This is a genomic window from Streptomyces sp. NPDC001970 (assembly GCF_053594115.1).
Genome location: NZ_JBSFDW010000029.1, coordinates 1 through 26,724, shown reverse-complemented (window position 1 = coordinate 26,724; position 26,724 = coordinate 1). Strand labels below are relative to the sequence as shown.

The 26,724-nt window shown below is 70.5% G+C and carries 25 protein-coding genes and 3 pseudogenes; 11 read left to right on the top strand and 17 right to left on the bottom strand.

The window, feature by feature from the left end; translation table 11 throughout:
* Positions 1-217: 217 nt before the first annotated feature.
* Positions 218-1,756 carry an FAD-binding oxidoreductase gene (locus tag ACWCP0_RS29340; protein ID WP_451081783.1) on the top strand — a complete coding sequence of 513 codons (1,539 nt, stop codon included), beginning with the start codon at positions 218-220 and terminating at the stop codon, positions 1,754-1,756.
* A gap of 215 nt (positions 1,757-1,971) precedes the next feature.
* Positions 1,972-2,118 (top strand): annotated as a pseudogene (locus tag ACWCP0_RS29335) (IS630 family transposase); the annotation flags it as partial.
* A gap of 472 nt (positions 2,119-2,590) precedes the next feature.
* On the opposite strand, the gene ACWCP0_RS29330 reads toward ACWCP0_RS29335, so the two are convergent.
* Both ACWCP0_RS29330 and ACWCP0_RS29325 read right to left on the bottom strand, forming a co-directional pair.
* Positions 2,591-2,944: a VOC family protein gene (locus ACWCP0_RS29330; RefSeq protein ID WP_451081782.1), complete on the bottom strand. Its 354-nt coding sequence runs from the start codon at positions 2,942-2,944 to the stop codon at positions 2,591-2,593.
* A 186-nt stretch (positions 2,945-3,130) separates the two neighbouring features.
* Positions 3,131-3,691, bottom strand: a pseudogene (locus tag ACWCP0_RS29325) (serine hydrolase domain-containing protein); the annotation flags it as partial.
* A 444-nt stretch (positions 3,692-4,135) separates the two neighbouring features.
* On the opposite strand from ACWCP0_RS29325, the gene ACWCP0_RS29320 reads away from it, so the two are divergent.
* Positions 4,136-4,516 carry a hypothetical protein gene (locus tag ACWCP0_RS29320; protein WP_451081781.1) on the top strand — a complete coding sequence of 127 codons (381 nt, stop codon included), beginning with the start codon at positions 4,136-4,138 and terminating at the stop codon, positions 4,514-4,516.
* Between the two features lie 418 nt (positions 4,517-4,934).
* Entirely contained in the window at positions 4,935-5,216 is a 282-nt protein-coding gene (locus ACWCP0_RS29315) for a hypothetical protein (RefSeq protein WP_451081780.1), read from the top strand.
* Between the two features lie 142 nt (positions 5,217-5,358).
* Here ACWCP0_RS29315 and ACWCP0_RS29310 read toward each other — a convergent pair whose 3' ends face one another.
* Complete coding sequence (locus ACWCP0_RS29310) at positions 5,359-5,550, bottom strand: hypothetical protein (RefSeq protein WP_451081779.1); 192 nt, start codon at positions 5,548-5,550, stop codon at positions 5,359-5,361.
* A gap of 287 nt (positions 5,551-5,837) precedes the next feature.
* Here ACWCP0_RS29310 and ACWCP0_RS29305 point away from each other — a divergent pair, with 287 nt between their 5' ends.
* Positions 5,838-6,242 (top strand): hypothetical protein, encoded by a 405-nt coding sequence (locus ACWCP0_RS29305; RefSeq protein ID WP_451081778.1) that lies wholly within the window; start codon positions 5,838-5,840, stop codon positions 6,240-6,242.
* A gap of 787 nt (positions 6,243-7,029) precedes the next feature.
* Here the strand turns inward: ACWCP0_RS29305 and ACWCP0_RS29300 are convergent.
* The 3 genes from ACWCP0_RS29300 to ACWCP0_RS29290 all read right to left on the bottom strand — a co-directional run bounded on the left by ACWCP0_RS29300 (position 7,030) and on the right by ACWCP0_RS29290 (position 8,919).
* Positions 7,030-7,362, bottom strand: coding sequence for a DUF4345 family protein (locus ACWCP0_RS29300; protein ID WP_451081777.1), 333 nt, complete (start codon positions 7,360-7,362; stop codon positions 7,030-7,032).
* Positions 7,363-7,511: 149 nt separating this feature from the next.
* Positions 7,512-7,931, bottom strand: coding sequence for an NUDIX domain-containing protein (locus ACWCP0_RS29295; RefSeq protein WP_451081776.1), 420 nt, complete (start codon positions 7,929-7,931; stop codon positions 7,512-7,514).
* Positions 7,932-8,016: 85 nt separating this feature from the next.
* Positions 8,017-8,919 carry an alpha/beta fold hydrolase gene (locus ACWCP0_RS29290; protein ID WP_451081775.1) on the bottom strand — a complete coding sequence of 301 codons (903 nt, stop codon included), beginning with the start codon at positions 8,917-8,919 and terminating at the stop codon, positions 8,017-8,019.
* 279 nt (positions 8,920-9,198) lie between these two features.
* Between ACWCP0_RS29290 and ACWCP0_RS29285 the strand changes: the two genes are divergently transcribed.
* Entirely contained in the window at positions 9,199-9,882 is a 684-nt protein-coding gene (locus tag ACWCP0_RS29285; protein WP_451081858.1) for an alkaline phosphatase D family protein, read from the top strand.
* An 81-nt stretch (positions 9,883-9,963) separates the two neighbouring features.
* On the opposite strand, the gene ACWCP0_RS29280 is transcribed toward ACWCP0_RS29285, so the two are convergent.
* Entirely contained in the window at positions 9,964-10,641 is a 678-nt protein-coding gene (locus ACWCP0_RS29280) for a response regulator (RefSeq protein ID WP_451081857.1), read from the bottom strand.
* A gap of 230 nt (positions 10,642-10,871) precedes the next feature.
* Between ACWCP0_RS29280 and ACWCP0_RS29275 the strand changes: the two genes are divergently transcribed.
* From ACWCP0_RS29275 to ACWCP0_RS29265, 3 genes are read left to right on the top strand one after another with little or no spacing between them, the layout of a single operon-like run.
* Complete coding sequence (locus ACWCP0_RS29275; RefSeq protein WP_451081774.1) at positions 10,872-11,855, top strand: Bug family tripartite tricarboxylate transporter substrate binding protein; 984 nt, start codon at positions 10,872-10,874, stop codon at positions 11,853-11,855.
* Positions 11,852-12,388 (top strand): tripartite tricarboxylate transporter TctB family protein, encoded by a 537-nt coding sequence (locus ACWCP0_RS29270; RefSeq protein WP_451081773.1) that lies wholly within the window; start codon positions 11,852-11,854, stop codon positions 12,386-12,388. Before ACWCP0_RS29275 ends, ACWCP0_RS29270 begins: the two co-directional genes overlap by 4 nt.
* A gap of 3 nt (positions 12,389-12,391) precedes the next feature.
* A complete protein-coding gene (locus ACWCP0_RS29265) occupies positions 12,392-13,888 on the top strand; it encodes a tripartite tricarboxylate transporter permease (protein ID WP_451081772.1) in 1,497 nt (498 codons plus the stop codon).
* Positions 13,889-14,165: 277 nt separating this feature from the next.
* On the opposite strand, the gene ACWCP0_RS29260 is transcribed toward ACWCP0_RS29265, so the two are convergent.
* Complete coding sequence (locus tag ACWCP0_RS29260; RefSeq protein WP_451081771.1) at positions 14,166-14,657, bottom strand: DUF402 domain-containing protein; 492 nt, start codon at positions 14,655-14,657, stop codon at positions 14,166-14,168.
* On the bottom strand, positions 14,638-15,567 hold the full coding sequence (locus tag ACWCP0_RS29255) for a GNAT family N-acetyltransferase (RefSeq protein WP_451081770.1): 930 nt from the start codon (positions 15,565-15,567) through the stop codon (positions 14,638-14,640). The genes ACWCP0_RS29260 and ACWCP0_RS29255 overlap by 20 nt, the downstream gene beginning before the upstream one ends.
* Positions 15,568-15,649: 82 nt before the next feature.
* On the opposite strand from ACWCP0_RS29255, the gene ACWCP0_RS29250 reads away from it, so the two are divergent.
* Positions 15,650-16,024, top strand: a complete 375-nt coding sequence (locus ACWCP0_RS29250) for a GntR family transcriptional regulator (RefSeq protein ID WP_451081769.1) — start codon at positions 15,650-15,652, stop codon at positions 16,022-16,024.
* Positions 16,025-16,110: 86 nt separating this feature from the next.
* Here the strand turns inward: ACWCP0_RS29250 and ACWCP0_RS29245 are convergent, their stop codons facing one another.
* From ACWCP0_RS29245 to ACWCP0_RS29225, 5 genes are all read right to left on the bottom strand, one after another.
* Positions 16,111-17,205: a DUF5925 domain-containing protein gene (locus ACWCP0_RS29245; RefSeq protein ID WP_451081768.1), complete on the bottom strand. Its 1,095-nt coding sequence runs from the start codon at positions 17,203-17,205 to the stop codon at positions 16,111-16,113.
* Between the two features lie 84 nt (positions 17,206-17,289).
* Positions 17,290-18,054 (bottom strand): polysaccharide deacetylase family protein, encoded by a 765-nt coding sequence (locus ACWCP0_RS29240; protein WP_451081856.1) that lies wholly within the window; start codon positions 18,052-18,054, stop codon positions 17,290-17,292.
* A 20-nt stretch (positions 18,055-18,074) separates the two neighbouring features.
* Entirely contained in the window at positions 18,075-19,199 is a 1,125-nt protein-coding gene (locus ACWCP0_RS29235; RefSeq protein WP_451081767.1) for a glycosyltransferase family 2 protein, read from the bottom strand.
* Entirely contained in the window at positions 19,196-20,068 is an 873-nt protein-coding gene (locus ACWCP0_RS29230; protein ID WP_451081766.1) for a glycosyltransferase family 2 protein, read from the bottom strand. Before ACWCP0_RS29230 ends, ACWCP0_RS29235 begins: the two co-directional genes overlap by 4 nt.
* 333 nt (positions 20,069-20,401) lie before the next feature.
* Positions 20,402-20,806 (bottom strand): hypothetical protein, encoded by a 405-nt coding sequence (locus ACWCP0_RS29225; protein ID WP_451081765.1) that lies wholly within the window; start codon positions 20,804-20,806, stop codon positions 20,402-20,404.
* Between the two features lie 171 nt (positions 20,807-20,977).
* On the opposite strand from ACWCP0_RS29225, the gene ACWCP0_RS29220 reads away from it, so the two are divergent.
* Entirely contained in the window at positions 20,978-21,787 is an 810-nt protein-coding gene (locus tag ACWCP0_RS29220; protein ID WP_451081764.1) for an SGNH/GDSL hydrolase family protein, read from the top strand.
* Here the strand turns inward: ACWCP0_RS29220 and ACWCP0_RS29215 are convergent.
* The 3 genes and pseudogenes from ACWCP0_RS29215 to ACWCP0_RS29205 all read right to left on the bottom strand — a co-directional run.
* Positions 21,771-23,474, bottom strand: a complete 1,704-nt coding sequence (locus ACWCP0_RS29215) for a protein kinase domain-containing protein (RefSeq protein ID WP_451081763.1) — start codon at positions 23,472-23,474, stop codon at positions 21,771-21,773. The genes ACWCP0_RS29220 and ACWCP0_RS29215 overlap by 17 nt on opposite strands.
* 58 nt (positions 23,475-23,532) lie before the next feature.
* Positions 23,533-25,056 carry an urease accessory protein UreH domain-containing protein gene (locus ACWCP0_RS29210; protein ID WP_451081762.1) on the bottom strand — a complete coding sequence of 508 codons (1,524 nt, stop codon included), beginning with the start codon at positions 25,054-25,056 and terminating at the stop codon, positions 23,533-23,535.
* Between the two features lie 410 nt (positions 25,057-25,466).
* Positions 25,467-26,675: pseudogene (locus ACWCP0_RS29205) on the bottom strand (tetratricopeptide repeat protein); the annotation flags it as partial.
* Positions 26,676-26,724 lie beyond the last annotated feature (49 nt).

Sequence of the window (26,724 nt, the reverse complement as noted above, 5' to 3'; positions counted from 1 at the left end):
ATTCACCCGGCTGGGCTAATTCATGCCCACCCACACACGTCCTCATTCAGCATGTCGTCATCGCCCTCAATTAGCGTGTCAGGCAAAACCGCCACGATCACCCCTGTTACTCTGCGGGTCGCAGCGAATGTCCACAATGGATTCTACGCGCCAGCTGGCGGACACGATTTGCCTTAGTGGAATGCGGGCGTAGCCCGGTCGAGAGGATATGGAAACCATGCACGACTTTTCTCGTCGCGGCCTGCTCAAGGCGACGGCGGCCGCAGGTGCCGGCGCGGTCGCCGTCCCGGGCATCGCGGTCGCAGGCGCCACGGTCGCGAGCGCCGCGAGCAAAAGGCCCGGGGGCCCGAAATGTGAGCCGGCGGAGCTGACCGGCCGCATCGTCCGCCCCCAAGACTCCAACTACACAGACGCGCGCCTCGGCTGGGACCAGCTCTTCTCTCACTATCCGCTGGCCATCGTCTTCGCCCAGAACACCCAGGACGTGGTCAACGCCCTCACGTGGGCGCGGCAGAACGACGTCGCGCTGCGGGTGCGGAGCGGCCGCCACGCCCTTGAGGGCTGGTCGAACGTGGACAACGGCCTCGTGATCGACATCAGCGAGCTGAAGTCGGTCGACATCGACGCCGACTCGCGTATCGCGACAGTCGGCTCCGGGCTCAACCAGCTGGAAGCGGTGACCACGCTCGCGAAGCAGGACTTCGCGGTGACCACCGGAACGGAGGGCAGCGTAGGCCTGTCCGGTGCGACGCTCGGCGGCGGCTTCGGCTTCCTCACCCGCTGGCTCGGCATGGCCTGCGACAGCCTTGTGGGGGCCGAGATCGTCGTCCCGTCGGGTGACGACTGCGCCAAGGTGATCCAGGTGGACCGGAACCACAACTCGGACCTGCTCTGGGCGCTCCGCGGAGCGGGGAACGGCAACTACGGGATCGTCACGTCACTGACCTACAAACTGGCTCCGCTGAAGAGCGTCGCTTATCTGCAGGCGACGTGGACGGGCATCGATGACCTCGCTGCCATCTTCGAGGCGTATCAGAGTACGGCACCGTTCACCGACGACCGCCTCGGAACCCAGCTCGAGATCCACAGGAACCAGATCTTCCTGTTCGGGGTTCTTGCCGAAGGAACGCCGGAAGAGGTGAAGGAGTTGCTGGACCCGATCCTGTCGATCGACAGCCCCGACGTCACTGTTCAGGTCGGTAACTGGGGCGACGTATACGCGGGATTCCAGATTCCGATCGAGCTCGAACCCGCGAACTGGAAGTTCTTCTCGCAGTTCGCCAGGAAGCCGTTCCCGAGTGAGGCGATCGACGTGGTCGCCTCGTTCATTCAGAGCGCCCCGACGGATGACAGTAACTTCTTCGTGCAGGCCTTCGGCGGGGCGGTCAGGAAGAGCCCCCGCGGAGGCACCGCGTTCCCGCATCGCGACGCGCTCTTCTACTCGGAGCCCGGCGTCGGCTGGGGGAAGCGCAGTGACGTGCCGGGCGTCTGCGACCCACTCACCCCCCAGGCCCAGACCTGGATCGCCGAATTCAGCCAGGCGCTGCGGCCCTACGTGCACGGCGCCTACGTCAACGTGCCGAACATCGGGCAGCAGGATTGGGAGACCGCCTACTGGCGAGACAACTTCGACCGGCTGCGCGAGATCAAGGCGAAGTACGACCCGCACAACGTCTTCCAGTACGAGCAGAGCGTCCCGCCCGCGACAGATGGTGACCGGCATTCACACTCGGGACCCCGACAGGCACTGTTCTGACCTGAGCCACCGAAGGTCAGCCACGATGGCGGGTGCGCCGACTGAGCACCCGCCACGTGTGTTTCCAGCAACCCCGCGCCTGCCTCAGCCCCGGGCTCTTGGCCCGGGGCCAAGTCTGTTGCCGCCCCGTTCGAGGTCGTCCGCGCGTGGTGGTTCGGGTGCTCGGGAAAGGTTCGAGGGGTCAGGGGATGCGGATGCCGGCGAGGAGCTGCTGCAGCCTGGCCAACCTCGCCGTCGTCGCCCTCGACCGGCTCGAAGCCCTCGTCCGAAATCGGCTCAAACGCCTCCAGTACCGGCCCGACACCCTCGACGGCTTCATAGCAGGCACCGGCCTGACCCTCGACGAACCAACGTCACCCTGACGAGCCGAAGTCAGTAACAGGTCCTGTATGGGCTCGGGGTCTGCGTATTGACTGGCCTGCCGCCGCTCGCATTGCCTCGATGGCTTATGTGACGCCCCACACCACGATGTCGGGTCCACAGAGGCCATCGTCCATGCACGGCCGTTGGCCACCCAAGCCGTACACAGTCCCGCCGCACGGCCCCCCTCGTCCCCGACCATCGTCCTGCCAGCGCTCAGCCGGGTGCCGCCAGTGAGGCTGGCCTCGACGTGGTCGGCCCGCGGTCGGCATCTCCAACTTCCACGCGCTCCGTGACCGGATTGGGATCAACGCCACGCAGCTGCGGCAGGACCGGTTCCTGGACGAGGCACGAGAGACCGCGGACCCGGTCCGGCTGATGCGCTTGTTCGGAATCACCTCGCACACCGCGATCCACTACGTCCGCGCCGCCCACCCCGAGCGCTTCACCATCGACCCCACTCAGGCGTGAGCCCTACTGCCGCCGTTGGCCAAGGACACAGAACTCGTTGCCTTCGGGGTCTGCCAAGACAACCCACGATTGTTCACCCTGGCCAATATCAACACGCTGTGCGCCATGAGCCACCAGACGAGCCACCTCGGCGTCCTGGTCATCAGGCCTGAAGTCGAGATGCAGTCGGCTCTTGACCTTCTTGCTCTCATCAAGCCGGACGAAGTCCAACCCCGGCAGGCGATCCGGCTCCGGGCGGATCTCGAACTCCTCATCAGAGGAGTGGACCACAACCCAACCAAGAGCCGTAGCCCACCACTGCCCCAAGGCCACCGGATCTACCGAGTGAACGATTACCTGTTCCCATTCCAAGGTCATCCGCCGAGCTTAGACCTGCCACGGCTTCGAATAATAGGCACTCAGGCCTCCCTCATCGGGCTGAACTCGAGCGCCTTTCCCTCGCGGAGCCACCGCCACTCGCAGGTTCGGCACACACCAGCGCCATGGGGCTGACCGTTGGGTGTCGCGGGTTGAGGGCGGGCCTACCGGGACGCGGGCTCGGTGTCAGTCGTCGATTGCCTGGTAGAGCGGGGTCCAGAAGTCGTGGACAAGCCGCGCCGAATCCGGAGTGGACAGCCCGACCTGGGTGAGCAGGATTCCGGTGAGTTGTTTGTCCGGGTCGGCGTACGTCGTGGTGCCGCTTCCGCCGTCCCAGCCGAACTGGCCGATGGACGCGTAGTCACCGCGGTAGGTGCGCACCGCCATCACGAAGCCCCAGCTGCCGTGCTGCCCTTGGCCGAATGACACATGGACGTTGTTGCTGGCCAGGGCGTTTCGGGCGGCTTGTTGCTCGGGCGTGAGACGGTTGGTGGTCATCAGCCGGACGGCGGGCCTGGACAGGATCCGTTCGGTCCCGTGCATCCCGTGATTCAGCAGCATCCGGAAGCAGGCGTGGTAGTCGTCGACGGTGGAGGAAAGTCCACCGCCGCCGCCCTGGAACGCCGGAGGCCGGCTGTGGCGTCCCCCCTTGGCCTCGTCCCACACCATGAACTCTCCGGTCTGCGGCTTGGGGGCGTAGAGGGGCGGCAGCCGGTCGATCTTGTCGGCGGGCACGTGGAAACCGGTTCGTTGTCCGCGGTCGTCCACGGGGAGCCGTCTCGTGTCGCCTCGTCTGGCTCCCCATCAGTCCACCTGCCAAGGCGCAATGGCAGTCACATCGGTGACACCTCGGAGCGCATGGCTCCGCATGTGCCGGACCGGGGCTGCGGGGCGAGTCGGGACGGGGCTGCTGCTGGTGGAGGCGCTCGCGAGGAGGGTGGGTGGTAGGGGAGCGCGAGTTCGGCAAGATCGTGTGGCGCAAGTTCACCCTGGTGGACGGAGGGAGCGGGCCACCAGTACGCGTGCGCGCGTGACGCCGACACGCCGGGCTCCGGTTCCCGGCCCAACGGTTTTTCGTTACATGAGGTGCCTTTGTTGGCGATTCGGACTTAACGGTGCATTTCGGATGCAAGCATCGATGAGTCCGACCCAGGCAGGCGCATCAGGCGCCTGCCGTGAAAGGAGCACGGAATGCGGGTTTCCCGTTTTGCCGCCGCGCTGGGCGTCGCGGCCGCCGTCCTGCTGGGCGGCGCCACTGGCGCCAGCGCCGCCACCTCTGCGCCTTCGGTGGTATCTCATGCCACGCACGACCGTGGTCACGACCGCGGCCACGACCGTGGTCACGACCGCGGCCACGACCGCGGCCACGACCGCGGCCACGACCGTGGTCGCGACCGTGGTCACGACCGCGGTGACGACTACGGGCGCGGCGACCGCGACGACCGCTGGGGCCACCACCGCGGGGGCCACCGGCGCCACGGTCACCACTGGGGCCACCGGCACCACGGTCACCACCGGCACCACGGTCACCACGGTCACCGCTGGGGTCACGACCGCTACGGCCACCGCTGACCGTCCTAGGGGTGCCCTCCCGCAGTTGGGGAGGGCACCCCTTCCGCGTGCTCCGCATGCCTTCGGCAGCATGACTGGCGAGATCTCCGGACGCCCGCGGCCGGCCGAGATCTACGCTTCGCTCGATTCCGACCGCAGCGATTTGGATCCGCACATTGGTGTCGTGCAGGAGTTCAACGCGCGTCGGGTGCTGGACATCGGCGGCGGGACGGGTGTGCGACACCCGCCTCAGGGGTTCGATCGGACGGCGCTTGCAGAGTACTTGCCCGCACAGGGGCGAGCCCGTCACGGTCGTCCAACGCCGCTCCTGTCTGCTGGGGTTGATGTCAGGCGTAGATGTCAGATGACACGCCTGCCGTGAGGCACCGCGTCGGCTGCGCCCGTTGTAAGGGAGATCATCTTCTGGGAGGATTTCGCCATGTGGATAGCAGTGTTTGGCTTGATCCTGCTACTCGGGCTGGCCTCGGCGATCAACCAGGCGCGCAAAGGACGGTGGTACACCGCCGGTGGGATCCTTCTCCCGATCCTGGGCAGTGACCTGATGCTGTTCGGCGGAGTGGAACGGCATAGCCTGTTGCTCTTCTGGCTGGGTGTCGTCCTCGCCGTCGTCGGGTTCGGCATGGATTTCATGGCCTACTGGAGGACTCGTGCTTCCGGACCCGAAAAAGTTCGGAAGACTCCGGATGCGGATCCGGCTTGAGCTGCGGTGGCGTTGACCTGCGCGTTCGGGCGCGGTTCACTGAGGTTCCCCGTTGTTCCCCGCCGCTCACTGTCTGATCGGGCACGCAGGGGGCACGGGCGGCGCCCTCCCGGCCTTCCGGCGCCCCCGAGGGCCCGCGGGGCTAGGGGCGGTAAAGGTCGCTCATGGTTGGCGGGGAGTTGTGCACCGCGTTGGCGTTGTAGGACACCCGGTCGTTGTGCGCCTGTACCCGCCGTGCTTGCTCGATGAGGAGTCCGTCGACGTTCTCCGTGCTGCTGCGCCGTAGAAGCTTGACGATCAGAACGACCGCCATCGCAACCATGAGTCCGAACATGATGCCAAGCTCGATCACAGACCCCCCTTGTGGCTACTCGGCCTGACGATAGCGGCCGACCTGGTGGTTGCCCAGATGGCGAGCCTCGCTGCCGGCGGCGTCTCGATGACCGAGTCGAGCCACGGGCACTTTTCCGTCCGGCTGAGAGCCCCGGGCCGGCCGCAGGGCTTGAGCCTGTGGCCTCATCCTCATCAGGTCGATCATGAGGGGCCGCGGCTCATGTACTCGGGTAGAACTGAGTACTTGCGCCCTGGTCGGTGATGGGGTGAAGCCGGAACGCTTGGGCCATGCGCCAAGGACTACCGAAATTCGTTCGCCAGCTGTTGTTGACCCTTTTGCTGGCTGTGGTGACGCCAGCGGTGTGGGCTGCCTGGCTGGGCTGGGACCAGCATCGTGACGTGCAACCTGACGGTTCGACGACCGGCCCGTACGAGGCGTGGCAGGTGATCGGGCTGGTGCTGACTCTGCTGGCACTGGTGTACTGGGCGGCATCCCGGCGCTACTTCGCAGGCGCTGTGCTCGGCACCACGGTCGGTCTGACCGTTGCCGCCTATTACGACTGGTCGGACGACTCCAGCGGCCTCTTCATGGTCGGCGTCGGGATGGTCATGGTGGGCAGCCTCGTCGTGACCGCTGTCGTTTCCGCCGTGATCGCCTCTGTGAAACGAGACGGACGACGGAGCGGAACCTGACGGCACGCTGCGCTGCCCCCGAGTCGCCCCTGAGTCGGGTGCGGCGCCTGGCGGTTGCCCATAGACCCCGGATTCACTCCATGTCGGGGTTCGTCCCACCGGACGCCTCGATCAGCCAGTACAGCGCCGGTCCCGAACGGCCGGCCGGTTGTGGTCACATCGATCCAGCCGGTATCCGGCCCGCTACTGCCGGCGTCCCACCACCACCAACTGCGCTCATCGCCCAGGCCGTCGACGGGATCGAAGTAGTAGAGCCAGTTCGACAGCGACCACGGCCCTTGGGAATCGGCGACCTTCTCCGCCAGCGTCTTTGCCTGCCATTTCGCCATCCAAGTGGTGGCGTCCCACGAGGGATCGCCCGATGATTCGGGTGCGCATCTCTGCATGAACCAAGGCGGCAGTAGCTGTGGCCAGACTTCCTCGGCTGGCCATGACTCCACGCGCTCGATCACTCGCTTGAGCACGTCACGAGCACGCTCGACCACCGAGACCGGGTCGTCGGCCGAGAAGTGCACTCGCACGACGAATGCCTGCGCGTAGCGCTCCGGCCCGCTCCGGAGCCGCCGGAGTTCGTTCACTGACGTCTCCATGAGGCAGGAGTGTGTCGCATGCCCGTTCGCTCGGACATCCCATTGCCGCAGGCACAGAGCGCCGGAGATCCCTTACGCCGGCCGGCCGGCCGTTGACCCGCAGCACCGGCCCGTTGCGGAGGGGGCCGGCCCCGTTCGAGCCGGGGACTACCTCCCGGAACGGCCCTCGTGGCTGCCCGGCGGCGTCCGGGCCGCTCTCACCCGGCCCACATCAGCAGTCCGGCTCCCACCAGCTCGACCCAGAAGGAGAACCACGACGGACAGAACCGCGAGGGCCGCTCCACCAAACGGGCGGCCAGCCGTCCCCAGGCCATCCCGGCCAGGGCCACGGCGACCGAGACCGCGATCCCGCGCCGCAGGTCGCCGTCGTCGGTGAGGGTGGCCGCCCAGCCGAGCAGCACACCGGTGGCGACGCCGAAGCCTCCGTACACCGCCCGTACTTCCGTACGGGCTTCCGGGACGGTCGGCTCGATGCCGAAGGGCCGGACCAGTGCGGCGAGCGCGATGCTTTCCCCCGCGCGATCGGGCACGGCTGGGGCACCGTCACCTCGGGAGCCTGCGCGAAGCGGTCCGCGACATCCGCGCCTTCGCGCCTCCGGGACTTCCGTGCACCGATCCTCCGACAGCGACCGACCTCGCCCGCGTGAGTTCGGAGATCATGTGCGGGGACCAGCCGTGGTCAGCGGGCCCGATGGCGGCTGATGGCCTCTCGACACCACGGTGGCATGCGCAGTCGGGAGAGGACCGAGGCGGGGAACCAGTGGAACATGATGCCTTCGGTGACAGGGAGCGTGTGGGCGTCGCCATCCCACTGGGCGCGGTAGACGACGATCGGGCCTTTGCCGAGGTGATCGGCGCCTTCCTGATGGACGGTGGTGAACTCCTCCAAGGAGACGGTGAGTCCGGTCTCCTCCTTCAGCTCGCGGGCGATCGTCTCGGCGAGGGACTCGCCGGGTTCGGGACTGCCGCCGATGAAGGCCCAGTAGCCGGGCCAGCAGATGCCCTCGATGTCGTCGCGCAGGTGGAGCAGGTATTCGCCGCGGCTGTTGGTGATGAGGGCGGCGGTGCCGATGCGGGGTTGCTGTGAGTCTGTTGTCACGCTCGACATGTACCCGGTCGCCACTCCGTCAGCGCCTGCGACTGCGAGAGCACGCGAGCGTACGCGGCGGCCTGGCGTGAATCCACTACCCACGAACCACGCCGCGTTCATTCTCGGCCGATGACGGCGGGCAGGTCTGAGCGATTTCCTGTCCCAGGAACGCCGCGGTGGTCGCCACGAACCGGTCGGCATCGTCGAGCCACGGAAAATGTCCGGCCCCGGGCTGGACGACCGGTTCGGCGTGGGGAAACAGCTCGGCGAAATCGGCCATCGCGCGAGGAGGGGAATTCAGGTCGGCCTCCCCGGCCAGCACGAGGACCGGCGATGCGAGCCGTGCGAGCGCCGAGCGGGTGGCGTCCGGGTCGAAAGCACCCTCGGCGCCGAAGACAGCCGCCGCCTCCTTGTTCTTCTGCCCGTCCTCCGCAGCCCGATGGGCTCGGGCCGTCTCGTCCCAGCGGCCGTAGAAGAACGGGGCGATGGCCTCGAAGGAGTCGGCGGTCGCCTTGCCGGCGACGATCGCCTCCAGGGCCGCGAACGCCGCCGGGAACCACGGCTCGTCCCGGCGGAGCTGCGCCGCCTCGAGCCGGACGTCTGCTGTGATCGTGATGCCGACGGCCATGACGCTCGGCGTGATCAGCGCGAGCTTGCCGACGCGTTCCGGGTGGCGACCTGCATACAGGGCCGCCAGATTCGTACCTGCGGAATGCGCGAGCAGGTCCATTCTTTCCAGGCCGAGGTGCTCCCGGAGGGCGTCGACGTCGTCGACAAGTCGGTCGCACCGGTAGGAGATCGCGTCCTCCGGTGTCGCCGACCGGCCGGTGCCCCGGAGATCCAGTGCGATCAACTTCCGGTGCGCGGACAGGCCACCGAGGTCGCCGAGGTATGCGGAGGCCTGCATCGGCCCCCCGGGCAGGCAGACCACAGGAGGGCCGTCTCCGGACACGTGGTAGGCGAGCTTGGTCCCGTCGTGTGCGGAGAAGGTGGGCATGGCCCAGAGCCTGTCAGCGGTTTCCGGACGGAGCAACTGGGTTCCCGACATGCCTGAGGGGCCCGTACGAGCCGGCCTGGCAGGCGAATGTCCGGTGCGTTCTACTTCGTTGCGGCGTTTGCGGGGCGCGATCACGAACGCGAGTGGCGCCGCCCGCCCTCACGGACTGGAGTGGTACGGGTTCGGCGCGCACGTTCGGTCCGAGCGGTACGCAGATTGCCCCCGTATGGGGCCGAACCGCACATCTGCCGTGGGTGAAACGATGCCGAGCCCGCACGTCTGAGGTGTCGTCACGACGCTTGTCCTGTACCGACGGAGGGGTTCCGAGTCCGACCTGCATCGTTCAACCGACGGTCACGCGCGGTTGCCTCGGTCGAGGACCCCTCGCGCACCGTGCTCGGCGAGCGTCAGGAGAAGTGGCTCGACGCCGGGCTGCTGAACGGTCCGCAGAAGTGGAACCTGCTCGCCAACCAGACGCAGGTGGCCACCAACGACCGCACCGCGGGCGAGGCCGACTCCTTCGGCCTCGACAACTGGGACGGCTACCGCGCCGGCGGCTGCAAGCTGATGGACGCGTTCGCCTCGCCCCGCGTGTCCGACCCCGTCGTCCTCACCGGTGACCGCCACTCCACTTTCATCATGAACCTGGAGGGCAACCCCGAGCAGCAGGGGACAGCGGTCGTCGGCGCCGAGCTGTGCGGCACATCGATCACCTCCGGCGGCGACATCCCGCCCTCCGCGCAGCAGCAGTTCCACACCACGTACGACCCGATCGCCGCCGAGTGGCCGCACCGGCAGTACTGGGACAACCGGCGCGGATGCATCCTCTGGGACGTCGACCGCGAGCGGATGGAGTCCACGCTGCGGGCCGCCGAGGCGGTGACCAGGCAGGAGGGTGCTCCGGTGATCTCCGCCGCCCGGTTCGTGACCGAGTCCGGGCGCCGGGGCGTGACGGTGGCCTGATCCTCATCTCCGGTACGAGGCGATGCGTCCGTGCAGGCGCCGGGCGCGCCGCCCCGTACCGGCCGGGCCGGAGCCCCGGCCTCAGCCGATCCGCCGGTACCGTCGCTCCGGACGCCCCGTCCCCCCGTAGCGCAGCGTGACCTCCGCGCGGCCCGTCTCCGCGAAGTACTCCAGGTAGCGGCGGGCGCTGACGCGCGAGAGGGAGCCCGCCTCGGCGCATTGTGTGGCCGAGAGGCCCTCCGGGTGGGCGCGGAGGATGCGGTCGACCAGGTCGGCCGTGTGCGGGGCGAGGCCCTTGGGGAGTCCGCGGGAGCCGGGCGGGCGGGTGCCGAAGAGCTGGTCGACGTCCTCCTGGCGGGCCTCGTCCAGGTCGTCGAGGCGGGCCCGCAGGGACGCCACGTGGCGCAGCTGCTCCTGGAGCGCCGCCTGGTTGAAGGGCTTGATCAGGTAGTGGAGGGCGCCCGCGCGCAGCGCCGAGCGGACCGTGCCGGCGTCGCGGGCCGCGGTGATGAAGAGGACGTCGGCCGGCTGACGGTCCCCGTCGCGCTCCTCCGCCGCGCGCAGTTCGCGCAGGACGCTGATTCCGTCGATATCGGGGAGATAGATGTCGAGCAACACCAGGTCGGGGCGCAGCCGCTCGGCCGCGCGCAGCGCTTCGGCGCCGCTGTGGGCCACCCCGACCACCGCAAAACCGGCCGTGGCGGACACATAGCGGCCGTGCAGCTTCGCGACCATGAAGTCGTCGTCCACCACCAGCACGTTCACCGGGAGTCACCTCGCGAGGCCGGGCCGCCCTGCCCCCGGGCCGCAGTTCTTCGGCCGGGGGTCCGGGGATCGGCCCCCGGGAAAGCGCAGTACGCCGACACGCTAGGCGGCGACCGCAACGACCACAACGTCCGTTGATTCCGGAAGAGAGACAGCTTCTTAACACGCAGGCAACATGTGGGCCACTTCACAAGTTCCCCCGCTCTGCTCGAAAGGCGGCTCACGTGCGATTGCGCACACCCCTCGCCCTGCTCGGGGCAGCGCTGCTGGTGCTCGTAGGGCCACCGCTGCTCACCACGGGCAGCGGCGCCGAAGCCGGCACGCAGATCCCAGGCCTGCGCTTCATGGTCCCCAACACCCCCGGCGGCGGTTACGACATCACTGCCCGCACCGCGGCCAAGAACGCCGAGGACGCGGGGCTCACCCACAACATCGAGGTGTTCAACCTCCCCGGGGCCGGTGGCACCGTCGGGCTGACCCGGCTCGTCGGAGAGCACGGCAACGGACGTCTCGCCATGTCCATGGGTCTCGGTGTGGTCGGCGCCGTGCACACCAACAAGTCCCCGAAGACCCTCTCCGACACCACCCCGATCGCCCGGCTCACCGAGGAGCAGGACATCGTGGTGGTCGCGAAGGACTCCCCGTACCGGACGATCCAGGACCTGCTCGACGCCTGGAAGAAGGACCCGGGCAAGCTGCCCGTAGGCGGCGGTTCCTCACCCGGCGGGCCGGACCACCTCGCCCCGATGCTCATGGCGCAGGCGGCGGGCATCGCCCCCAGGTCCGTCAACTACATCCCGTTCGACGGCGGCGGCGAGTTGCTCGCCTCGATCCTCGGCAACAAGGTCGCCTTCGGCGTCTCGGGCGTCGGCGAGTACCTCGACCAGATCAGGTCGGGGGAGCTGCGGCTGCTTGCCGTGACCGGTCCGAAGCGCGTACCGGGCCTGGACGCGCCCACCCTGCGCGAGGCCGGGCTCGACACCGAATTCACCAACTGGCGCGGCATCGTCGCCCCGCCCGGACTCTCCGACGCCGAACGCGAGAAGCTCGTCGGCCTCGTCCAGAAGCTGCACGACTCCCGACAGTGGCAGGACTCGATGAAGAAGAACGGCTGGAACGACGCCTTCCTCCCGGGCGACGCGTTCGGCGACTTCCTCGACGAGCAGAACACGCGCGTCGACACCGTGCTGAAGGAGCTGGGACTGTGACCACACAGACAGCCGAACCCCGGCCGGCCGAGGAAACCCGTCGCTCCTGGCTGCGCGAGCGCTCCGAACTCGGCGTCAGCCTGCTGCTGTTCCTCATCGGCATACTCGTGCTGACCGACGCGCTGACGATGGACGTCGACATCGCCCAGCGCGGTCCGATCGGGCCGAGGACCGTGCCCGTCGTCGTCGGCATCGGCCTCCTCGCCGTCGCGGTGCTCCTCGCCGTCGACGTCCTGCGCGGCGGCCGTGGCGAGTCGGAGACCGGCGAGGACATCGACCTGTCCGAGCCGAGCGACTGGCGTACGGTCCTGCTCCTCGCCGGGGTCTTCCTCGCGAACGCCGTCCTCATCGGGCCCCTCGGCTTCCCTGTCTCCGGGGCCCTGCTCTTCTGGGGCTCGGCGTACGCCCTCGGCAGCCGCCACCACCACCGCGACCCGCTGATCGCCGCCGGGCTCTCCCTCATCACCTACTTCGTCTTCAACAACCTGCTCGGGGTTCCGCTGCCAGGCGGCCCGCTGATGGGGGTGCTCTAGCCGATGGATTCGCTCAACTCCCTCATCGACGGGTTCGGAACGGCCCTGACCCCGGTCAACCTCTTCTGGGCGGCGCTCGGCGTGCTGCTCGGCACGGCCATCGGCGTCCTGCCCGGCATCGGACCCGCCATGGCCGTGGCCCTGCTGCTCCCGGTGACGTACGGGCTCGAGCCGACCGGAGCCTTCATCATGTTCGCCGGCATCTACTACGGCGCGATGTTCGGGGGCTCCACCACATCGATCCTGCTCAACACGCCCGGTGAGAGCGCGGCCGTCGTCGCCGCCCTGGAAGGCAACCCGATGGCCAAGGCGGGCCGCGGCGCGCAGGCGCTCGCCGCCGCCGCCGTCGGCCACTTCGCGGGCGGCATGATCGGCACGATCCTGCTCGTCGCACTCGCCCCGACGGTCGCCGCACTCGCCGTGGACATCGGCGCGCCCGACTACTTCGCCATCATGGTGCTGGCCTTCATCGCCGTGACGTCCGTGCTCGGTTCGTCGCGGATCCGTGGGCTTGCCTCCCTGCTCATCGGACTGACGCTCGGCCTCGTCGGCCTGGACCAGATGACCGGGCAGCAGCGGCTCACGTTCGGCTCACTCCAGCTCGCCGACGGCATCGACGTCGTCATCGTCGCGGTCGGCCTCTTCGCGATCGGTGAGGCGCTGTGGGTCGCTGCCCATCTGCGGCGCACGACCGGCGAGGCGATCCCCGTCGGCCGGCCCTGGCTCGGTACGGCGGATGTACGCAGGACGTGGAAGTCCTGGCTGCGGGGACCGGTCATCGGCTTCCCGTTCGGCGCGATCCCGGCCGGCGGCGCGGAGATCCCGACCTTCCTCTCGTACGTGACGGAGAAGCGGTTCTCCAAGCACAAGGAGGAGTTCGGCAAGGGCGCGATCGAGGGCGTGGCCGGTCCCGAGTCGGCGGCGTCCGCCTCGGCCGCGGGCACGCTCGTGTCGATGCTGACCCTGGGCCTGCCGACCACGGCGGTCGCGGCCGTGATGCTGGCCGCCTTCCAGCAGTACGGCATCCAGCCGGGCCCGCTCCTCTTCGAACGCGAACCCGACCTGGTCTGGGGCCTCATCGCCTCGCTCTTCGTCGGCATGGTGCTGCTGCTCGCGCTGAACCTGCCGCTCGCGCCCCTATGGGCGAAGCTGCTGCGCATCCCGCGGCCGTACCTCTATGCGGGAATCCTCTTCTTCGCCGCCGTCGGTGCCTACGCGGTGGGCGGGGAGGCGCTGGACCTCGTCATCCTGCTGGCCATCGGCCTGATCGGCTTCGGCATGCGGCGGTACGGGCTCCCGGTGCTGCCGGCGGTGATCGGCGTCATCCTCGGCCCGGCCGCCGAGCAACAGCTGAGGCGTGCGCTGCAGATCAGTGACGGCAGCGTGACCGGCCTGGTCGACACGCCGTTCTCGGTGACCGTGTACGCGGTGATCGTGCTGCTGCTGGCGTGGCCGTGGCTGAAGAAGCTGATCACCCGGGGGCGTCGACCGGCGCAGTGAGCACGGCTCGCGAGCCCGGCACGATCCGGAAGACAGGGCTCTGGGCCGTGTGTGAGAACTGGCGCCGTCCGCCCGTAGGGCGGGGCTCGCGGCGTCCGGTGCGTGCGATCGCAAGACGGACGATCATCCTCGTACCGGACGTACTCGGATGACTCCGACAACACAGCGTCGGGGCACCTCCCGCGCCCGAAGGGCTACGGGGTGGGGGCACCTCCCAGGCGCAAGCTCTGGGGGAGCGTGCCAGGCGTCGGGTGCCGGGCGGGAGTTCTCAACGGGCCTAGGTGAGGAGATCGGTGAACCCGCCCCCGCGGGCGAGGAGTTCGAGCGCGTCCAGGGCGCGCTCGGCCTCCTCGGCCGCGCGGGGGTCGGTCTCCGCGAGGCCGCTCTCGCGGAACTCGTCCTCGTCCAGGCGGAGGATCTCCGAACCGTCCGCCGACACCCACAGATCGAGGTCCAGGTCTTCGACGACCAGCTCGGCACCGGAGCGCACGGCCGGCCGGGTGATGTCGCAGTACCAGCCCTTGAGCGTGCCGCCGGGCCCGCGGACCTCCTTCACCGCGTACCAACGGTCGCGCCAGTAGTACTCCGTGAAGATGTCACCCTGCTCGAAGCGGACGAAGCCGAAGTCGCGCGCGCCCTCTCCCGCCCAGGGCGCGCGGACGACGATGCGGGTGCCGTCGTCGGAGACGAGCTCCGCCGGGTATCGGATCTTGGTGCGGCCCGCCTTGACCAGGACGACCTCGATCCGCTCAGCCGAGGGTGCGGACATGGCGGACCTCCGTCGCACAGATTTCGTAGCCGAACCACTTGTTGATCGCCAGCATCGGGCCGTTGCCCGTGTCGTTGCCGGTGACCGCCTCCGTGTACCCGGCGGCGCGGGCGCGGTGCAGGGAGTCGTTCTTGGCGAGCCTGGCCAGGCCCCGGCCGCGGAAGGCGCGGGCGGTGCCCGTCATCACCGTGCCGTAGCGGGTGGAGCCGTCGGTCCGAGCGGCGCTGAACGCCGCCGGGCGGCCGTCGACCAGGGCCACCGAGGTCAGCTCGCGGCTGAACAGGGGATGGTTCCAGGTCTCGGTCAGCCAGTGCTCGTAGTCCGTGAACTCCGAGTCCACATCGCTCGGCTCGTCGGCCGTGGTCTCCGCGTCCAGCGCGAACAGCGGCCGCGGATCGTCGGCGAAGTGGTCACCGGACACGATCCTCACACCGGCCGGGGGCGCCGACAGCGGCGGCAGGGTGCCGCCCGCCAGGTCGAGACGGAGGAAGTGCGCGGAGCGGCTCGAGCGGTAGCCGTGGCGTTCGGCGAAGGCGCGGTTCGCCGGCTCGTCCAGTACCCACGAGTACACGGTGTCGGCCCCTGCGACCGCCAGATGCTCCTCGGCGGCGCGGAGGATCAGCGCCCCGGCGCCGCGGCGGCGCCGGTCCGGATGCACGTAGACATTGGCGTAACCGACGCCCGGCTCCGGACTGTCGTACACGATCCCGACCTGCGCCGTGCCGATGATCCCGTCGTCCTCCAGCGCGATCAGCTGCCGGTAGTGGGCGTCCGGATGCGCGTGCGCGGCGTCGAACACGACCGACTCGGCGCTCGCCAGCATGAAGGGCAGGGCGGCCCGCCGGACCCGGGCGAAGCCCTCGGCGTCCTCGGCGTTCCGGGGGCGTACTTCACGCACAATCACCGTCATGAGAGGGCACGCTACGTGCGCCCGCGAGGCCGTCGCCTCCCATTTTCCGCCGACCGTCGGAGCGGTGGGGGACAATCGGGCGGTGACCTTGAAGATCGTCATCGATACGCACTCTGCCACCGCGCCCTACGAGCAGCTCCGCGCCCAGATCTCCGGGCAGGCCCGCTCGGGCGCACTGCCCGTCGGCTACAAGCTGCCGACCGTACGGGGCCTCGCCGAGGAACTGGGCCTCGCCGCGAACACCGTCGCCAAGGCGTACCGCGCGCTGGAGGGCGACGGGGTGATCGAGACACGCGGCCGCAACGGGACGTTCGTCGCCGCGGCGGGCGAGGCCGCGGAGCGCCAGGCGGCGTCGGCCGCACAGGCGTACGCGGAGCAGGTCCGCCGCCTCGGGCTGTCCCGCGCGGACGCGGCGGCGGCGGTGGAGGACGCGCTGCGGGCGGCGTACGGCAAGTGACGGATGACGAAGGGCCCGGTGCCTCGCCCGGCCCTTCGTTCAGTGGCCGACAACTCCTGTGCCGGGCAGAGGACGGGTACCTCCGGTCACAGATACAGCCCCGCGTCCGCGTCGCCGTGCTGGGCCGGCACCGACGCCGGTGTCGTCCCCCGCCGCAGGGCGTACAGCTCCGCCAGCGTCGCGCCGTCGCGGGCCACGCCCTCGTCCGTGCCCAGCCAGCTCACCGCTTCCGCGCGTGTGAGCGGGCCGACCTCGATCCGGGCGAGGCAGCGGCCCGGGCGGACGACCGCCGGATGGAGGCGCTCCAGGTCCTCGTTGGTCGTGACACCCACCAGGACGTTGCGTCCCTGGCCCAGCAGCCCGTCCGTCAGGTTGAGCAGCCGGGACAGCGCCTGGCCCGCAGTGTGCCGGGCCTCGCCGCGGATCAGCTCGTCGCAGTCCTCCAGGAGCAGCAGCCGCCAGCGGCCCTTCGCCGTGCCCTCGTCCTCGCCGATCGCGATGTCCATCAGATAGCCGACGTCGTTGAAGAGCCGCTCCGGGTCCAGCACACAGTCCACCTGGCACCAGTCCCGCCACGAGCGGGCCAGGGTGCGCAGCGCCGACGTCTTGCCCGTGCCCGGCGGACCGTGCAGCAGGAGCAGCCGTCCCGCGATGTCCTCAGGGGTCACCTTCATCAGCCGGTCCATCGCGTCGGCCACCGGCGCCGTGTAGTTGGGCCGCACCTCTTCCCACGTGCCTGCGCTGATCTGGCGGGTGGTGCGGTGCGGGCCGCGGCGCGGGGACACGTACCAGAAGCCCATCGTCACGTTCTCGGGCTGGGGCTCGGGCTCGTCCTGGACACCGTCGGTCGCCTGCTGGTGGATCTTCTCGGCGAGCTCGGAGCTGACCGCGGTGACCGTGACATCGGCCCCCCGGTTCCACCGGGAGATCAGCAGCGTCCAGCCGTCGCCCTCGGCGAGTGTCGCGCTGCGGTCGTCGTCGCGTGCCGCGCGCAGCACGGACGCGCCCGGCGGCAGCAGCGTTGCGCCGGACTTGACCCGGTCGATCGTGGAACTGTGCGAGTACGGTTGCTCGCCCGTCGCGAAGCGGCCGAGGAACAGTGCGTCGACGACGTCCGACGGTGAATCGCTGTCGTCGACGTTGAGCCGGATCGGCAGTGCGTCCTCAGGGTTGGCAGGCATGGCGCCCATGATCCGGCACGAGGGCGCTCCGCGCACGATGTTTTGACGCGTGGCACGTGGTCCGCGTGGCGTGGGTGTTGCGCCTCATTCGCGCAACACCCGTACCGCCCTGCGCGCCCGGCGGACGAGGGCGTATCCCTTCGTCAGTGCCCGGTCCCCGGCGAAGTTGCGCGCGATGGCGCGGCCTTCGACGAGCCGCTCGAACTCCTCGATGCCGGTGCTCCGCCGCACGGTCACGCGCTCCAGTGCGTACGGGCCCTGGCGGCGGCGGGCCAGTGCGTTGCCCACGGCGAGCGACTGGGCGAAGCCCGCGGCGCGCACCATGTGCCGTACGCGCCGACTGGAGTAGCCGTAGGGGTAGGCGAACGAGAGCGGGGCCGTGCCCAGCTCCCCGGCGATGATCTCCCGGCAGCGCAGCGTCTCGAACCGCAGCCGGCGGTCGTCGAGCTGGTCCAGCTGCGGATGGGTGTGGGTGTGGCCGCCGATCTCCGTGCCCGCGGCGGCCAGGGCGCGTACCTGGTCCCAGTCGAGCATGGTGTCGAGGGCGCCGCCCGTCTCGTGCTCACCCCGCAGCCAGCCGGTCGACACGAACAGGGTCGAGACGAAGCCGTGCTTGGCGAGGACGGGAAGGGCGTGCCGGTGCACGCCCTCGTAGCCGTCGTCGAAGGTGATCAGGACGGGGCGGGACGGCAGTGGCTCGCCCCGCCGCCACGCCCGCCCGAGCTCCGCCGTGGTGACGGGCGTGAACCCGCGCTCGGCGAGCAGCTCCATCTGCTCGGCGAACGCATCCGGCGACACGGACAGTCCGTACGTCGCCGGCGCGGGCCGGTGCCCGACCGCGTGGTACATGAGGATCGGCACGGCCTGGTTCACGGCGACGGCTCACCTCCTGGGCCTCGCGGGCCTGCCGGGCTTCCCGCACCTGCCGGGCTTCCCGCACCTGCCGGGCCTCCGGCCCCCGCCAGGCTGCTCGCGCCCGCCGGGCCCCGCGACGCGTACGCGGCGATGGGGCCGTGGGAGAACGCCACTCCGGAGCGGGTACGCACGTTCGCCAGTGCGTACCCGGCCGCCGCCGTGGCCACGCCCGCCACGATCGCGGCTGCCCGGCCAGCCCCGCCGGGTCTGCCCAGCAGGGCGTCACGCAGTCCGCGGACCACGCCCGCAGGGAGCACCCGCGTCGTGTACCGGCGCTCGGACTCCAGGCCCTTGTCGCTGCCGACACTGCGGGCGACGAGGGCCTTGGACAGGCCTTCGGCGTACGTACGGGTGCGGAAGTAGCCCAAGCGCTCACGGGCCCGCGGGACCTTGTGGTGGATGACGGCGCGGTCGTCGATCAGCAGGACCGCGTGGGGGAGGGCCCGGCCGAGCCGGATGCACAGCTCGGTCTCCTCGCAGCCCAGCGGCCGTTTGTCACCGTCCCGTCCGATGCCGGTGGCGAAGCCGCCCGCGGCGTCGAAGGCCGTGCGCCGGAAGGACGCGTTCCCGCCGAGGACGTTGCGGACCTGCACCCGGCCCGGAGGCAGGCCCCGGTAGGTGCACCCGACGACCCAGTCGAACTCCTCGGGGAACCATGCGGGCCGGCGGCCCGACGCCCAGGCCGGCACGGTCCTTCCCCCGACGGCCACGACACGCGGATCGTCGTAGCCCTCGTCGAAGTACCGCAGCCAGTCGCGCTCGGCCACGGCGTCGTCGTCGAGGAAGGCGACGATCTCGCCGCGCGCGGCGGCGATTCCGGTGTTGCGGCCCGCCGAGAGGCCGCGGGGGCCCGCGTTGGCGAGCACCCGCACCTCCTCGCCGTACGCCGCCCCGGACGCCCGGTACGCCGTGAACTCCTCGGTGAGGCGCTCCCGCAGCGCCGGGTTGTGGTCGACGACGAGCAGCGTCTCCAGCGCAGCCAGCGACTGGGCCCGCACCGAGTCGACGGCCGCGAGAATGTCCTCCCAGCGGTCCTCGGTGTAGACGCAGATCACCACGGAGTACGTCCGGTGGCTCAAGAGACCTCTCCCCGCGGAGCCTTGAGGGTGAGGGCGGGTGTACGGCGCGCCGGGCGGCGGACGCCCTTCTCCTTGAGGATGACCTTGAGGACGCGCAGACCGTCCCGTACGGCGCTGAGGTTGCTCACGCCGTGGATGCGCAGGTACTCGTGGCTGGGCACTTCCTGGACCCGCAGTCCGGCCTTGACCACCCGGATGTTCATCAGGGTCTCGATCTCGAAGCCGGTGCAGTCCAGGGTGATTCTGTCGAGGCAGTGGCGCCAGAAGGCGTTGTAGCCGTAGCAGAGGTCGGTGTAGCGCGCGCCGAACTTGGCGTTGACGACGGCGCACAGGACGCGGTTGCCGAGTCTGCGGATGGCCGTCATGTCGTCCGTACCGCCGCCGTTGGCGAAGCGGGAGCCCTTGGCGAAGTCGGCGCCGCCGACGAGGGCGGAGACGTAGCTGACGATCTCCTGGCCGTCGGCCGAGCCGTCCGCGTCGACCATGACGATGATGTCGCCGGTGCACGCGGCGAAACCGCTGATGAGTGCGTCCCCCTTGCCCTTTCCGGCCTGCTTGACGACTTTGACGTCGGGCCACAGTTCCCGGGCGACATTCACGGTGTCGTCCGTGGAATTGCCGTCGACGAGGACGACTTCGTGGATCCACTCGGGCAGCGTCTTGAAGACGTACGGAAGGTTCTCCGCCTCGTTCATGGCGGGGATCACGACGCTGACGGGCGGCGTGATCGCGAGATGGGAGGAGATCGGACGGTACTGGGCCGGTATGCGGCCCAGTGTGGCCGAGGCCATGGCGGTCGCCGTGGCCGTGACGGTGGCAGTGGCCCCGGCGGTGTTCCCCGGGACCGCCGGGCGCAGGAACGAGCTCATGAGTCGGTTTCCCTCTCGTCCGGTGGACCGCCCGTCCCGGGCGGTCCGGATGAGTGTCCGGTTCGAAAGGGGGGTTCTCACCCCGGCCATGACGGCATGGATCTCCGTGCACAGTGGGTGAGTCGGCATTGCTGGTCGCGCGGCCCGTGAATCGGCACATGCGCAATGGCATGACCGAACTCGGCACCCCCCTACCGCGCTCCGCTCCGGCCCTGGCGTGACGCTCGACCCCTCCCCTGGAGTCGCCTTGCATGATGGGCCGTTGCGGGTGGATGTACGACGGTATTGATGATTAGGACTGTATGACAAGACCTGGACCGAGGTCTCACGTTTTTACTTCTTTTTCCTTCCCGGGGCGAAATGCGCAAGCCTGTTCCGCATCCCGGTGAGAAAGAGAAAGAAGGTGATCGCTGCGACGGATGTGACACCGAATGCGACGGACCGGATGTCCAGCGTCCGCATCAACAGGGCGATGAAGAGATCGATGACCACCGCGCCGGCCGCCGACAGGGCGAACCGGGCCGGGTGTGCCAACGGTCGTAGCGCCGCGGCAAGTCCGGCGGCCGGTGCGACGAGGAGATGGAAGAGCGCGAGCGGCGCGCGCAACGGTGAGTCGAGACCGGTGAGCGCCAGTGCCGCGCCGACCCCCGACACCGTCAGGGCTCCCCCCGCGAGCACCGGCAGCACATCCGATCGGGCCCGGCGGAGTGCGTCCGGTTTGCTGGTGATCGTCTGCATGGGCGACTTTGCCCCCCAAGGCGCCAGATGCGTGCATCCATGCTGGGCCGCGTCCGACGGTCCGTCAAGAAGTGGGCGGTGATCCCCGATTGTTCTTGGCATGGACACTTCCGGTGAACTATGGGGCGTGCTACGACAGTTGAGGCAGAGATCCTGCTAAAGGGAGGTTCCATGAAACTGTCCCGAATCGCGGCATTCTCATCCTCACTCCTCCTCGGCGCCGTCCTCGCTCTCACCGGAGCGGGCCAGGCGCAGGCCGCCCAGAGCGCGGCGGCACTGGACTACGTGGCCCTCGGCGACTCGTACTCCTCGGGCCTCGGCGCCGGCTCCTACATCAGCTCCAGCGGCGACTGCAAGCGCACCAACCGGGCCTACCCCGCCCTCTGGGCGGCCGCCAACTCACCCTCCTCATTCGCCTTCACCGCCTGCTCGGGTGCTCGTACGAGTGATGTGACGGCGAACCAGCTCGGCCCCGTCACCTCGGCGACCGACCTCGTCTCCCTCACCATCGGCGGCAACGACGCCGGCTTCGCCGACGTCATGACCACCTGCGTCCTGCAGTCCGAGAGCACCTGCATCGCCCGCGTCGAAGAGGCGAAGCGCTATGTCGACACGACCCTGCCCGGGCGTCTCGACTCGGTGTACTCGGCGATCAGATCCAGGGCGTCGGCCGCGCACGTCGTCGTCCTCGGCTACCCCCGCTTCTACCGACTCAACGGCAGCTGCCTCGCCGGACTCACCGAGAACGAGCGCGCGGCCATCAACGGCGGCGCCAACCACCTCAACGCCGCCATCGCCAAGCGCGCAGCAGACCACGGATTCACCTTCGCCGATGTCGCCCCGGCCTTCACCGGGCACGAGATCTGCTCCGGAGCGGCCTGGCTGCACAGCGTCAACTGGCTGAACATCAGCGAGTCGTACCACCCCACCGCGTCCGGACAGTCCGGCGGCTACCTGCCTCCGTTCAGTTCTGCGGTGTGAGCGAATCCGTCGGATAGGAGGGCTCGCCCGTCGGGGCCTCCTCCTCGCACGTCACCGAGAACGCCACCCAGTTCGAGTGCGCCTCGACCGGACTCCGCACCTCGAGCCGGATCCGGTCGTGGTGCGTCGCGTTCTCCTCGTACGTCAGCTCGATGTGGTTCACGTGCTGCGACTTCCCTTCCCCGGAAGGGAAGTCGATCGTCTTCCAGCCCTTGCCGGACGTCCTGCCGCTCTCGGTCACCCAGCGGTAAGAGACGGAGGCGGGTGTACGTCCCACGGTGACCGTCGCCCGGAAAGCGGGGGCCTCGGCCTCGGGCGGCGGGCAGGTGCCGCTGTAGCTGCCGATCACGGCCTGGGCGTACACCTGCACGGTCTGCGGTGGCCGTGCCGTCGCCGAGCCGTGGCCGCCGGCGCTCGAACTGTCCGTGGTGCTCGGCGTTCCGGGCGTGTCCTCGGGGGAGCTTTCCCCGGACGTGGCCGGGCCGGTGGTGGCTCCTCCGTCCGCCGTGCCGCCGTCCGTCGCCCCGCTGCTCGTGCCTCCGCTGCCGTTGTCCTTGTCTCCGCTGCCCCCACTGTTCACGAGCGCGTAGGTGAGGCCGCCGATCGACAGGAGCAGGACGGCGATTCCGGCGACCAGCGCGGTCGTGGCACGTCGCGGCCGGCCGGGCGGGACGGGGGTCGCTCCCGTCGGCGGGGTGGGCGGTCCGAAGCCGCCCACAGGTGTGGCCGGTGCCGTCGGTGCGGGCGTGGCCGGTGTGCCCGAGGCGACCGTCGGGGCGTACGGGCCGGAGGGCTGCGGGGGAGTGGAGCCGGTGCGCGGAGTGCCGCCGGCGCCCACGATCCGCAGCTCGCGCTCGGCCTCCTCCGCGGACAGCCGTTCCGCGGGATCCTTCCGCAGCAGTCCGGCGATCACCGGCCCCAGCGCGCCCGCCCTGCGGGACGGGGGCAGCTCTTCGTCGACGACCGCCCGCAAGGTGCTCAGAGGGGTGTCCTGGCGGAACGGGGAGATCCCCTCCACGGCGGCGTACAGCAGCACCCCGAGCGACCACAGGTCCGACTCCGGGCCCGGGGTGCGCCCCAACGCCCGCTCCGGGGCCAGGAACTCGGGCGATCCGACCAGCTCGCCGGTCATCGTCAGATTCGACGTGCCCTCGACCATCGCGATACCGAAGTCCGTGAGCACCACCCGGCCGTCGTTGGCGAGCAGCACGTTCCCGGGCTTCACGTCGCGGTGCAGCACCCCGGCCTCGTGCGCGGCCCGCAGTGCGGCGAGGATCTCGGCCCCGATGCGTGCGGCGCGCTGCGGGGGCATCGGGCCCTCGGCCTCGAGCACCTCGGCGAGCGAGAGCCCGCGGATCAGCTCCATCACGATCCACGGCCGGCCGTCGTGGGACGCCACGTCGTAGACCGTCACCACGTTGCGCTGCGAGATGCGGGCGGCCGCCCAGCCCTCACGCTCCAGCCGCGCGTACAGCCGGCGCACATCGGTCGTGCCGAGCGCGTCGGGTGCCCGGACCTCCTTGACCGCGACCTCCCGGCCGAGTACCTCGTCACGGGCGCGCCACACGACGCCCATGCCGCCCTCGCCCAGCCGGTCGAGAAGGCGGTAGCGCCCCGCGACCAGCCCCTCGTCGTCCCGCTGGTCGTCGCGACCCTCGTTCCGGCCGTCGCCCGGCACTTCGCTCATCACGAGCCCCCCATCCGCAGCAAAGCGACCATCACGGTGAAAACCTCTCCAAGCTAGCTCAACTGATGGTCCCTGCGGCCCCTCTGAACAGCAATCCACACCCGAGTACGAGCACGGCGACGGCTGTGCTCAGCGGAGCGGTGCGGTGCAGGAAGCCGATGAGCCGTCCCCCGCGCCGCCCGCCGCCCCGCCGCCGGGCCAGCCACGCACCCGCGCGCGCCCCGAGCCGTACGACGGCGAAGCCCGCGGCGGCGAGCGTGAGGGCGAGGCCGAGGCCGTACGCGACGACGAGCAGCAACCCGAACCAGGCGTGCCCGAGGGCCGCGGCGCCGACGAGCACGACGACGGCGGAGGGGCTGGGCACCAGGCCTCCGGCGAAGCCGAGGAGGACGGTGCGGCGGAGCGGCTGCGTGCGGGAGGGAGGCGTGTCGTGCGAGTGCCCGCGGGGGTGTTCGTGGGGGTGCTCGTGGGCCGGCTCCGCGCTGTCGTCGGCACGGTCGTGGCTGTGGCTGTGGCTGTGGCTGTGACCGTGGGAGTGCGCGTGTCCGGCGCCGGGCCAGGGGAAGTGGGTGTGCCCGTGCCCGTGCTCGTGCGCGCGGTGGTGCCAGGCCCGGCGTACGAGCAGGGCGCCCGCCACCGTGACCAGTGCGCCGCTCGCCACGCCCAGCCAGCCCACGACGGACGGGCTGACGGTCGAGCCCGCGGCCACGACGGCACCCAGCACGAACACACCGAGGGTGTGGGTCACCGTCACGGAGGCGCCGAGGGCCAGGACGTCCCGCAGCGAGCTCCGTCCGCCCGCCGCTGCCGCCGCGGCCATGAGTGTCTTGCCGTGACCCGGGGCGAGAGCGTGCAGCGCTCCGAGGCCGACGGCGATCGCGAGGGCCAGCGCGCCGAAGGAGAGGGTGAGCTCGCGCCGCTCGACGAGCCCGGTCAGGGCCTGTGTCCAGCGGTCGACGCCGCGCGGCAGCACGGAAGGGGGCGCGGCGGTTGCCGTGTCCTCGGCCAGGGCGGGGCCGCCCGGTTCGACCGTCAGCGTCGCGGTGGTGCGGTCGGGCGGCGAGTCGAGCAGGCCTGCCGGATACGCGGAGAGCCTGCGCGACACGGAGTCCCGGGGCACGTCCGACGAGGTCAGGGTCGTACGGTCGCCGCGCGCCGTGATCTCCCGCCATCCCGGCCCGCCGGTGCCCGTCCGGAAGTCCACGGTCGCGCCGCGGTCGGGCAGCGGTGCCGTCATCCGGCACTCCATGCGCAGCGTCGGCAGCCCCGCCTGCCCGGGCCGGATCTCCGCCCGCGCGGTGCCGGCACCGACCGGTACCGCCCGACCGTCCACCCGCAGCCGTGCCTCTTGCGCGGCCGTCCCGCACCGCGCCTGCGCCCACGCGGCGAGCTCGGCCGCCGAGAGCGTCTGGGGCCGGACCCGTGCGGTCGGGATCTCCGCGAGATCCTCGACGTGGTCGATCCTCAACTCGCCCGCAGTGGCGACGAGACCGTCGTAGTGGTTGACGGTGAAGTTCCCCAGCGGGTGCGCGGCGGCGGGGGTGGCGCCCGCTGCCAGCAGGGCGACGGTGGCGGCGAGCACGGCGGCGAAGCCGGTGAGGGTCCTGCGGAGCTTGCCCCTCCCCGCCCCTTCCCGAACCGAGGGCTTCGCCCCCGGGCCCCCCGGGACGCGCCCGGCAGCGCCGGGTGGGCCCGCGTGTCCGTCCTCGAACGCCGGACGGGCTCGGTGCGTGCCCGATACCGCCGTGTGGGCCCGCGTGTCCGTGCTCGAGTGCCGGTGGGGCCCGGATTGGACCGGCGTGGTCCGGTCGTGCCGCGTGTCCGTGCTCGAGTGCCGGTGGGGCCCGGATTGGACCGGCATGGTCCGGTCGTGCCGCGTGTCCGTGCTCGAGTGCCGGTGGGGCCCGGATTGAGCCGGAGGATGCGGGGCGGCGCCCAGCCCGCCGCGGGCGCCGGACACCCAACCTGCCAACCAGCGCGGGAATTGCCTCCTCATGACCCCTCCAGCCCGTCCAGCGCGCGTCGCGCCTCCCGTGAACCCGTCGGCGAGAACGCGGGGTTGAGTACCAGTGCCAGGGACAGGGACTTCCGCGCGCCCGCCTCGTCGCCCGCCGCCCGCTCGATCATTCCGCGGTGATAGAGGAACACGGCGTTCCGGTACCCGGTCGCGGTCGCCTTCCTGGCATGGGAGAGCGCCTCCGCCGACCGGCCGGACCGATGCAGCGCCCATGCCAGCGCGTCCTCCGTGTGGACCGTGCGGCGCCGCTGCCATTCGGCGCGGGCGGCGCGCAGGGCGTCCGCGCGGTTGCCGTGGTCGGCGGCGGCCAGCGCGGTGTCCAGGTCGGGGTTGACCCCGCCCGCCCGGGCGAGGCCGGTCCAGGTACCGAGGACCGCGTACTGCTGCTCGGCCCGTTCGCGCTGCCCGGTCGCCTCGTACAGCTCGCCGAGCGCGACGAGTCGCGCCGGCAGTGGCGCGCGCTCGACAATGCCCTCGAACTCCTCGATCGCGCCCGGGAGATCGCCCTTTCCGGCACGAGCACGAGCCCGGCACTCCCGCGCCTCCAGGTTCCCGGGCTCGGCCTTGAGCGCGTGGTCGCAGTGCCGCAGCGCCTGCTCGTACTGGCCTTCGTGCCAGGCGAGTTGACCCAGCGCGGTGGCCGTGTACGCGATGTCGGCGGGGCCGGCGGCGGAGTCCAGGGCGAGTTCCAGCACCCGCCGCGCCTCGGCCGTGTCGCCGCGCAGCTCGTGGACGTACGCGAAGCGCGTGAAGACGGGGATGCCGGGCCGGCGGGTGTCCGCCTGCTTCGCCGCCTTCGACGCATCGCCGTACCGGCCGAGTTCGACGAGCGCGTCGATCCGCACGGCGAGAGCGCGCTCGCTGTAGGCGTTCACGGCCAGCGCGCGCTCGGCGTCCCGCAGTGCCGCGGGGAAGTCGTGCCGTGCGGCGGCGAGGGCGGCCCGTCCCGCGAGGGCCTCGGCGTTGTCGTCCGGCCGGAGCCGCAAGGACCGTGCGAACGCCTTCTCGGCCTGCGGATAGCGGGACGGGTCGCCACTGACCCGGGCCTCCTCCACGTATGCGGCCCCGAGCGCCGCCCAGGCGGTCGCGTCCTTCGGCTGCGCCTTGAGGTGGGCCTGCAGGGCACCAACGCCCTGCCCGGCCACGGACGCGGCGGCCACCGCGGTGGCCGCCGCCGGGGGGGGGGGGGGTTAGGCCCCCCCCCCCCCCCCCGCGCCCCCCGCCCGCCGCGCC

Bases quoted from the DNA above. Each gene is read 5' to 3' on its own strand.
- ACWCP0_RS29310 (WP_451081779.1), bottom strand. From the start codon at position 5,550: ATGTTCGGACTCATGGTTGCGATGGCGGTCGTTCTGATCGTCAAGCTT.
- ACWCP0_RS29330 (WP_451081782.1), bottom strand. From the start codon at position 2,944: ATGACCTTGGAATGGGAACAGGTAATCGTTCACTCGGTAGATCCGGTG.
- ACWCP0_RS29315 (WP_451081780.1), top strand. From the start codon at position 4,935: ATGTGGATAGCAGTGTTTGGCTTGATCCTGCTACTCGGGCTGGCCTCG.
- ACWCP0_RS29215 (WP_451081763.1), bottom strand. From the start codon at position 23,474: ATGAGCGAAGTGCCGGGCGACGGCCGGAACGAGGGTCGCGACGACCAG.
- ACWCP0_RS29340 (WP_451081783.1), top strand. From the start codon at position 218: ATGCACGACTTTTCTCGTCGCGGCCTGCTCAAGGCGACGGCGGCCGCA.
- ACWCP0_RS29320 (WP_451081781.1), top strand. From the start codon at position 4,136: ATGCGGGTTTCCCGTTTTGCCGCCGCGCTGGGCGTCGCGGCCGCCGTC.
- ACWCP0_RS29305 (WP_451081778.1), top strand. From the start codon at position 5,838: ATGCGCCAAGGACTACCGAAATTCGTTCGCCAGCTGTTGTTGACCCTT.
- ACWCP0_RS29265 (WP_451081772.1), top strand. From the start codon at position 12,392: ATGGATTCGCTCAACTCCCTCATCGACGGGTTCGGAACGGCCCTGACC.
- ACWCP0_RS29255 (WP_451081770.1), bottom strand. From the start codon at position 15,567: ATGACGGTGATTGTGCGTGAAGTACGCCCCCGGAACGCCGAGGACGCC.
- ACWCP0_RS29240 (WP_451081856.1), bottom strand. From the start codon at position 18,054: ATGTACCACGCGGTCGGGCACCGGCCCGCGCCGGCGACGTACGGACTG.
- ACWCP0_RS29245 (WP_451081768.1), bottom strand. From the start codon at position 17,205: ATGCCTGCCAACCCTGAGGACGCACTGCCGATCCGGCTCAACGTCGAC.
- ACWCP0_RS29220 (WP_451081764.1), top strand. From the start codon at position 20,978: ATGAAACTGTCCCGAATCGCGGCATTCTCATCCTCACTCCTCCTCGGC.
- ACWCP0_RS29290 (WP_451081775.1), bottom strand. From the start codon at position 8,919: ATGCCCACCTTCTCCGCACACGACGGGACCAAGCTCGCCTACCACGTG.
- ACWCP0_RS29225 (WP_451081765.1), bottom strand. From the start codon at position 20,806: ATGCAGACGATCACCAGCAAACCGGACGCACTCCGCCGGGCCCGATCG.
- ACWCP0_RS29260 (WP_451081771.1), bottom strand. From the start codon at position 14,657: ATGTCCGCACCCTCGGCTGAGCGGATCGAGGTCGTCCTGGTCAAGGCG.
- ACWCP0_RS29230 (WP_451081766.1), bottom strand. From the start codon at position 20,068: ATGAGCTCGTTCCTGCGCCCGGCGGTCCCGGGGAACACCGCCGGGGCC.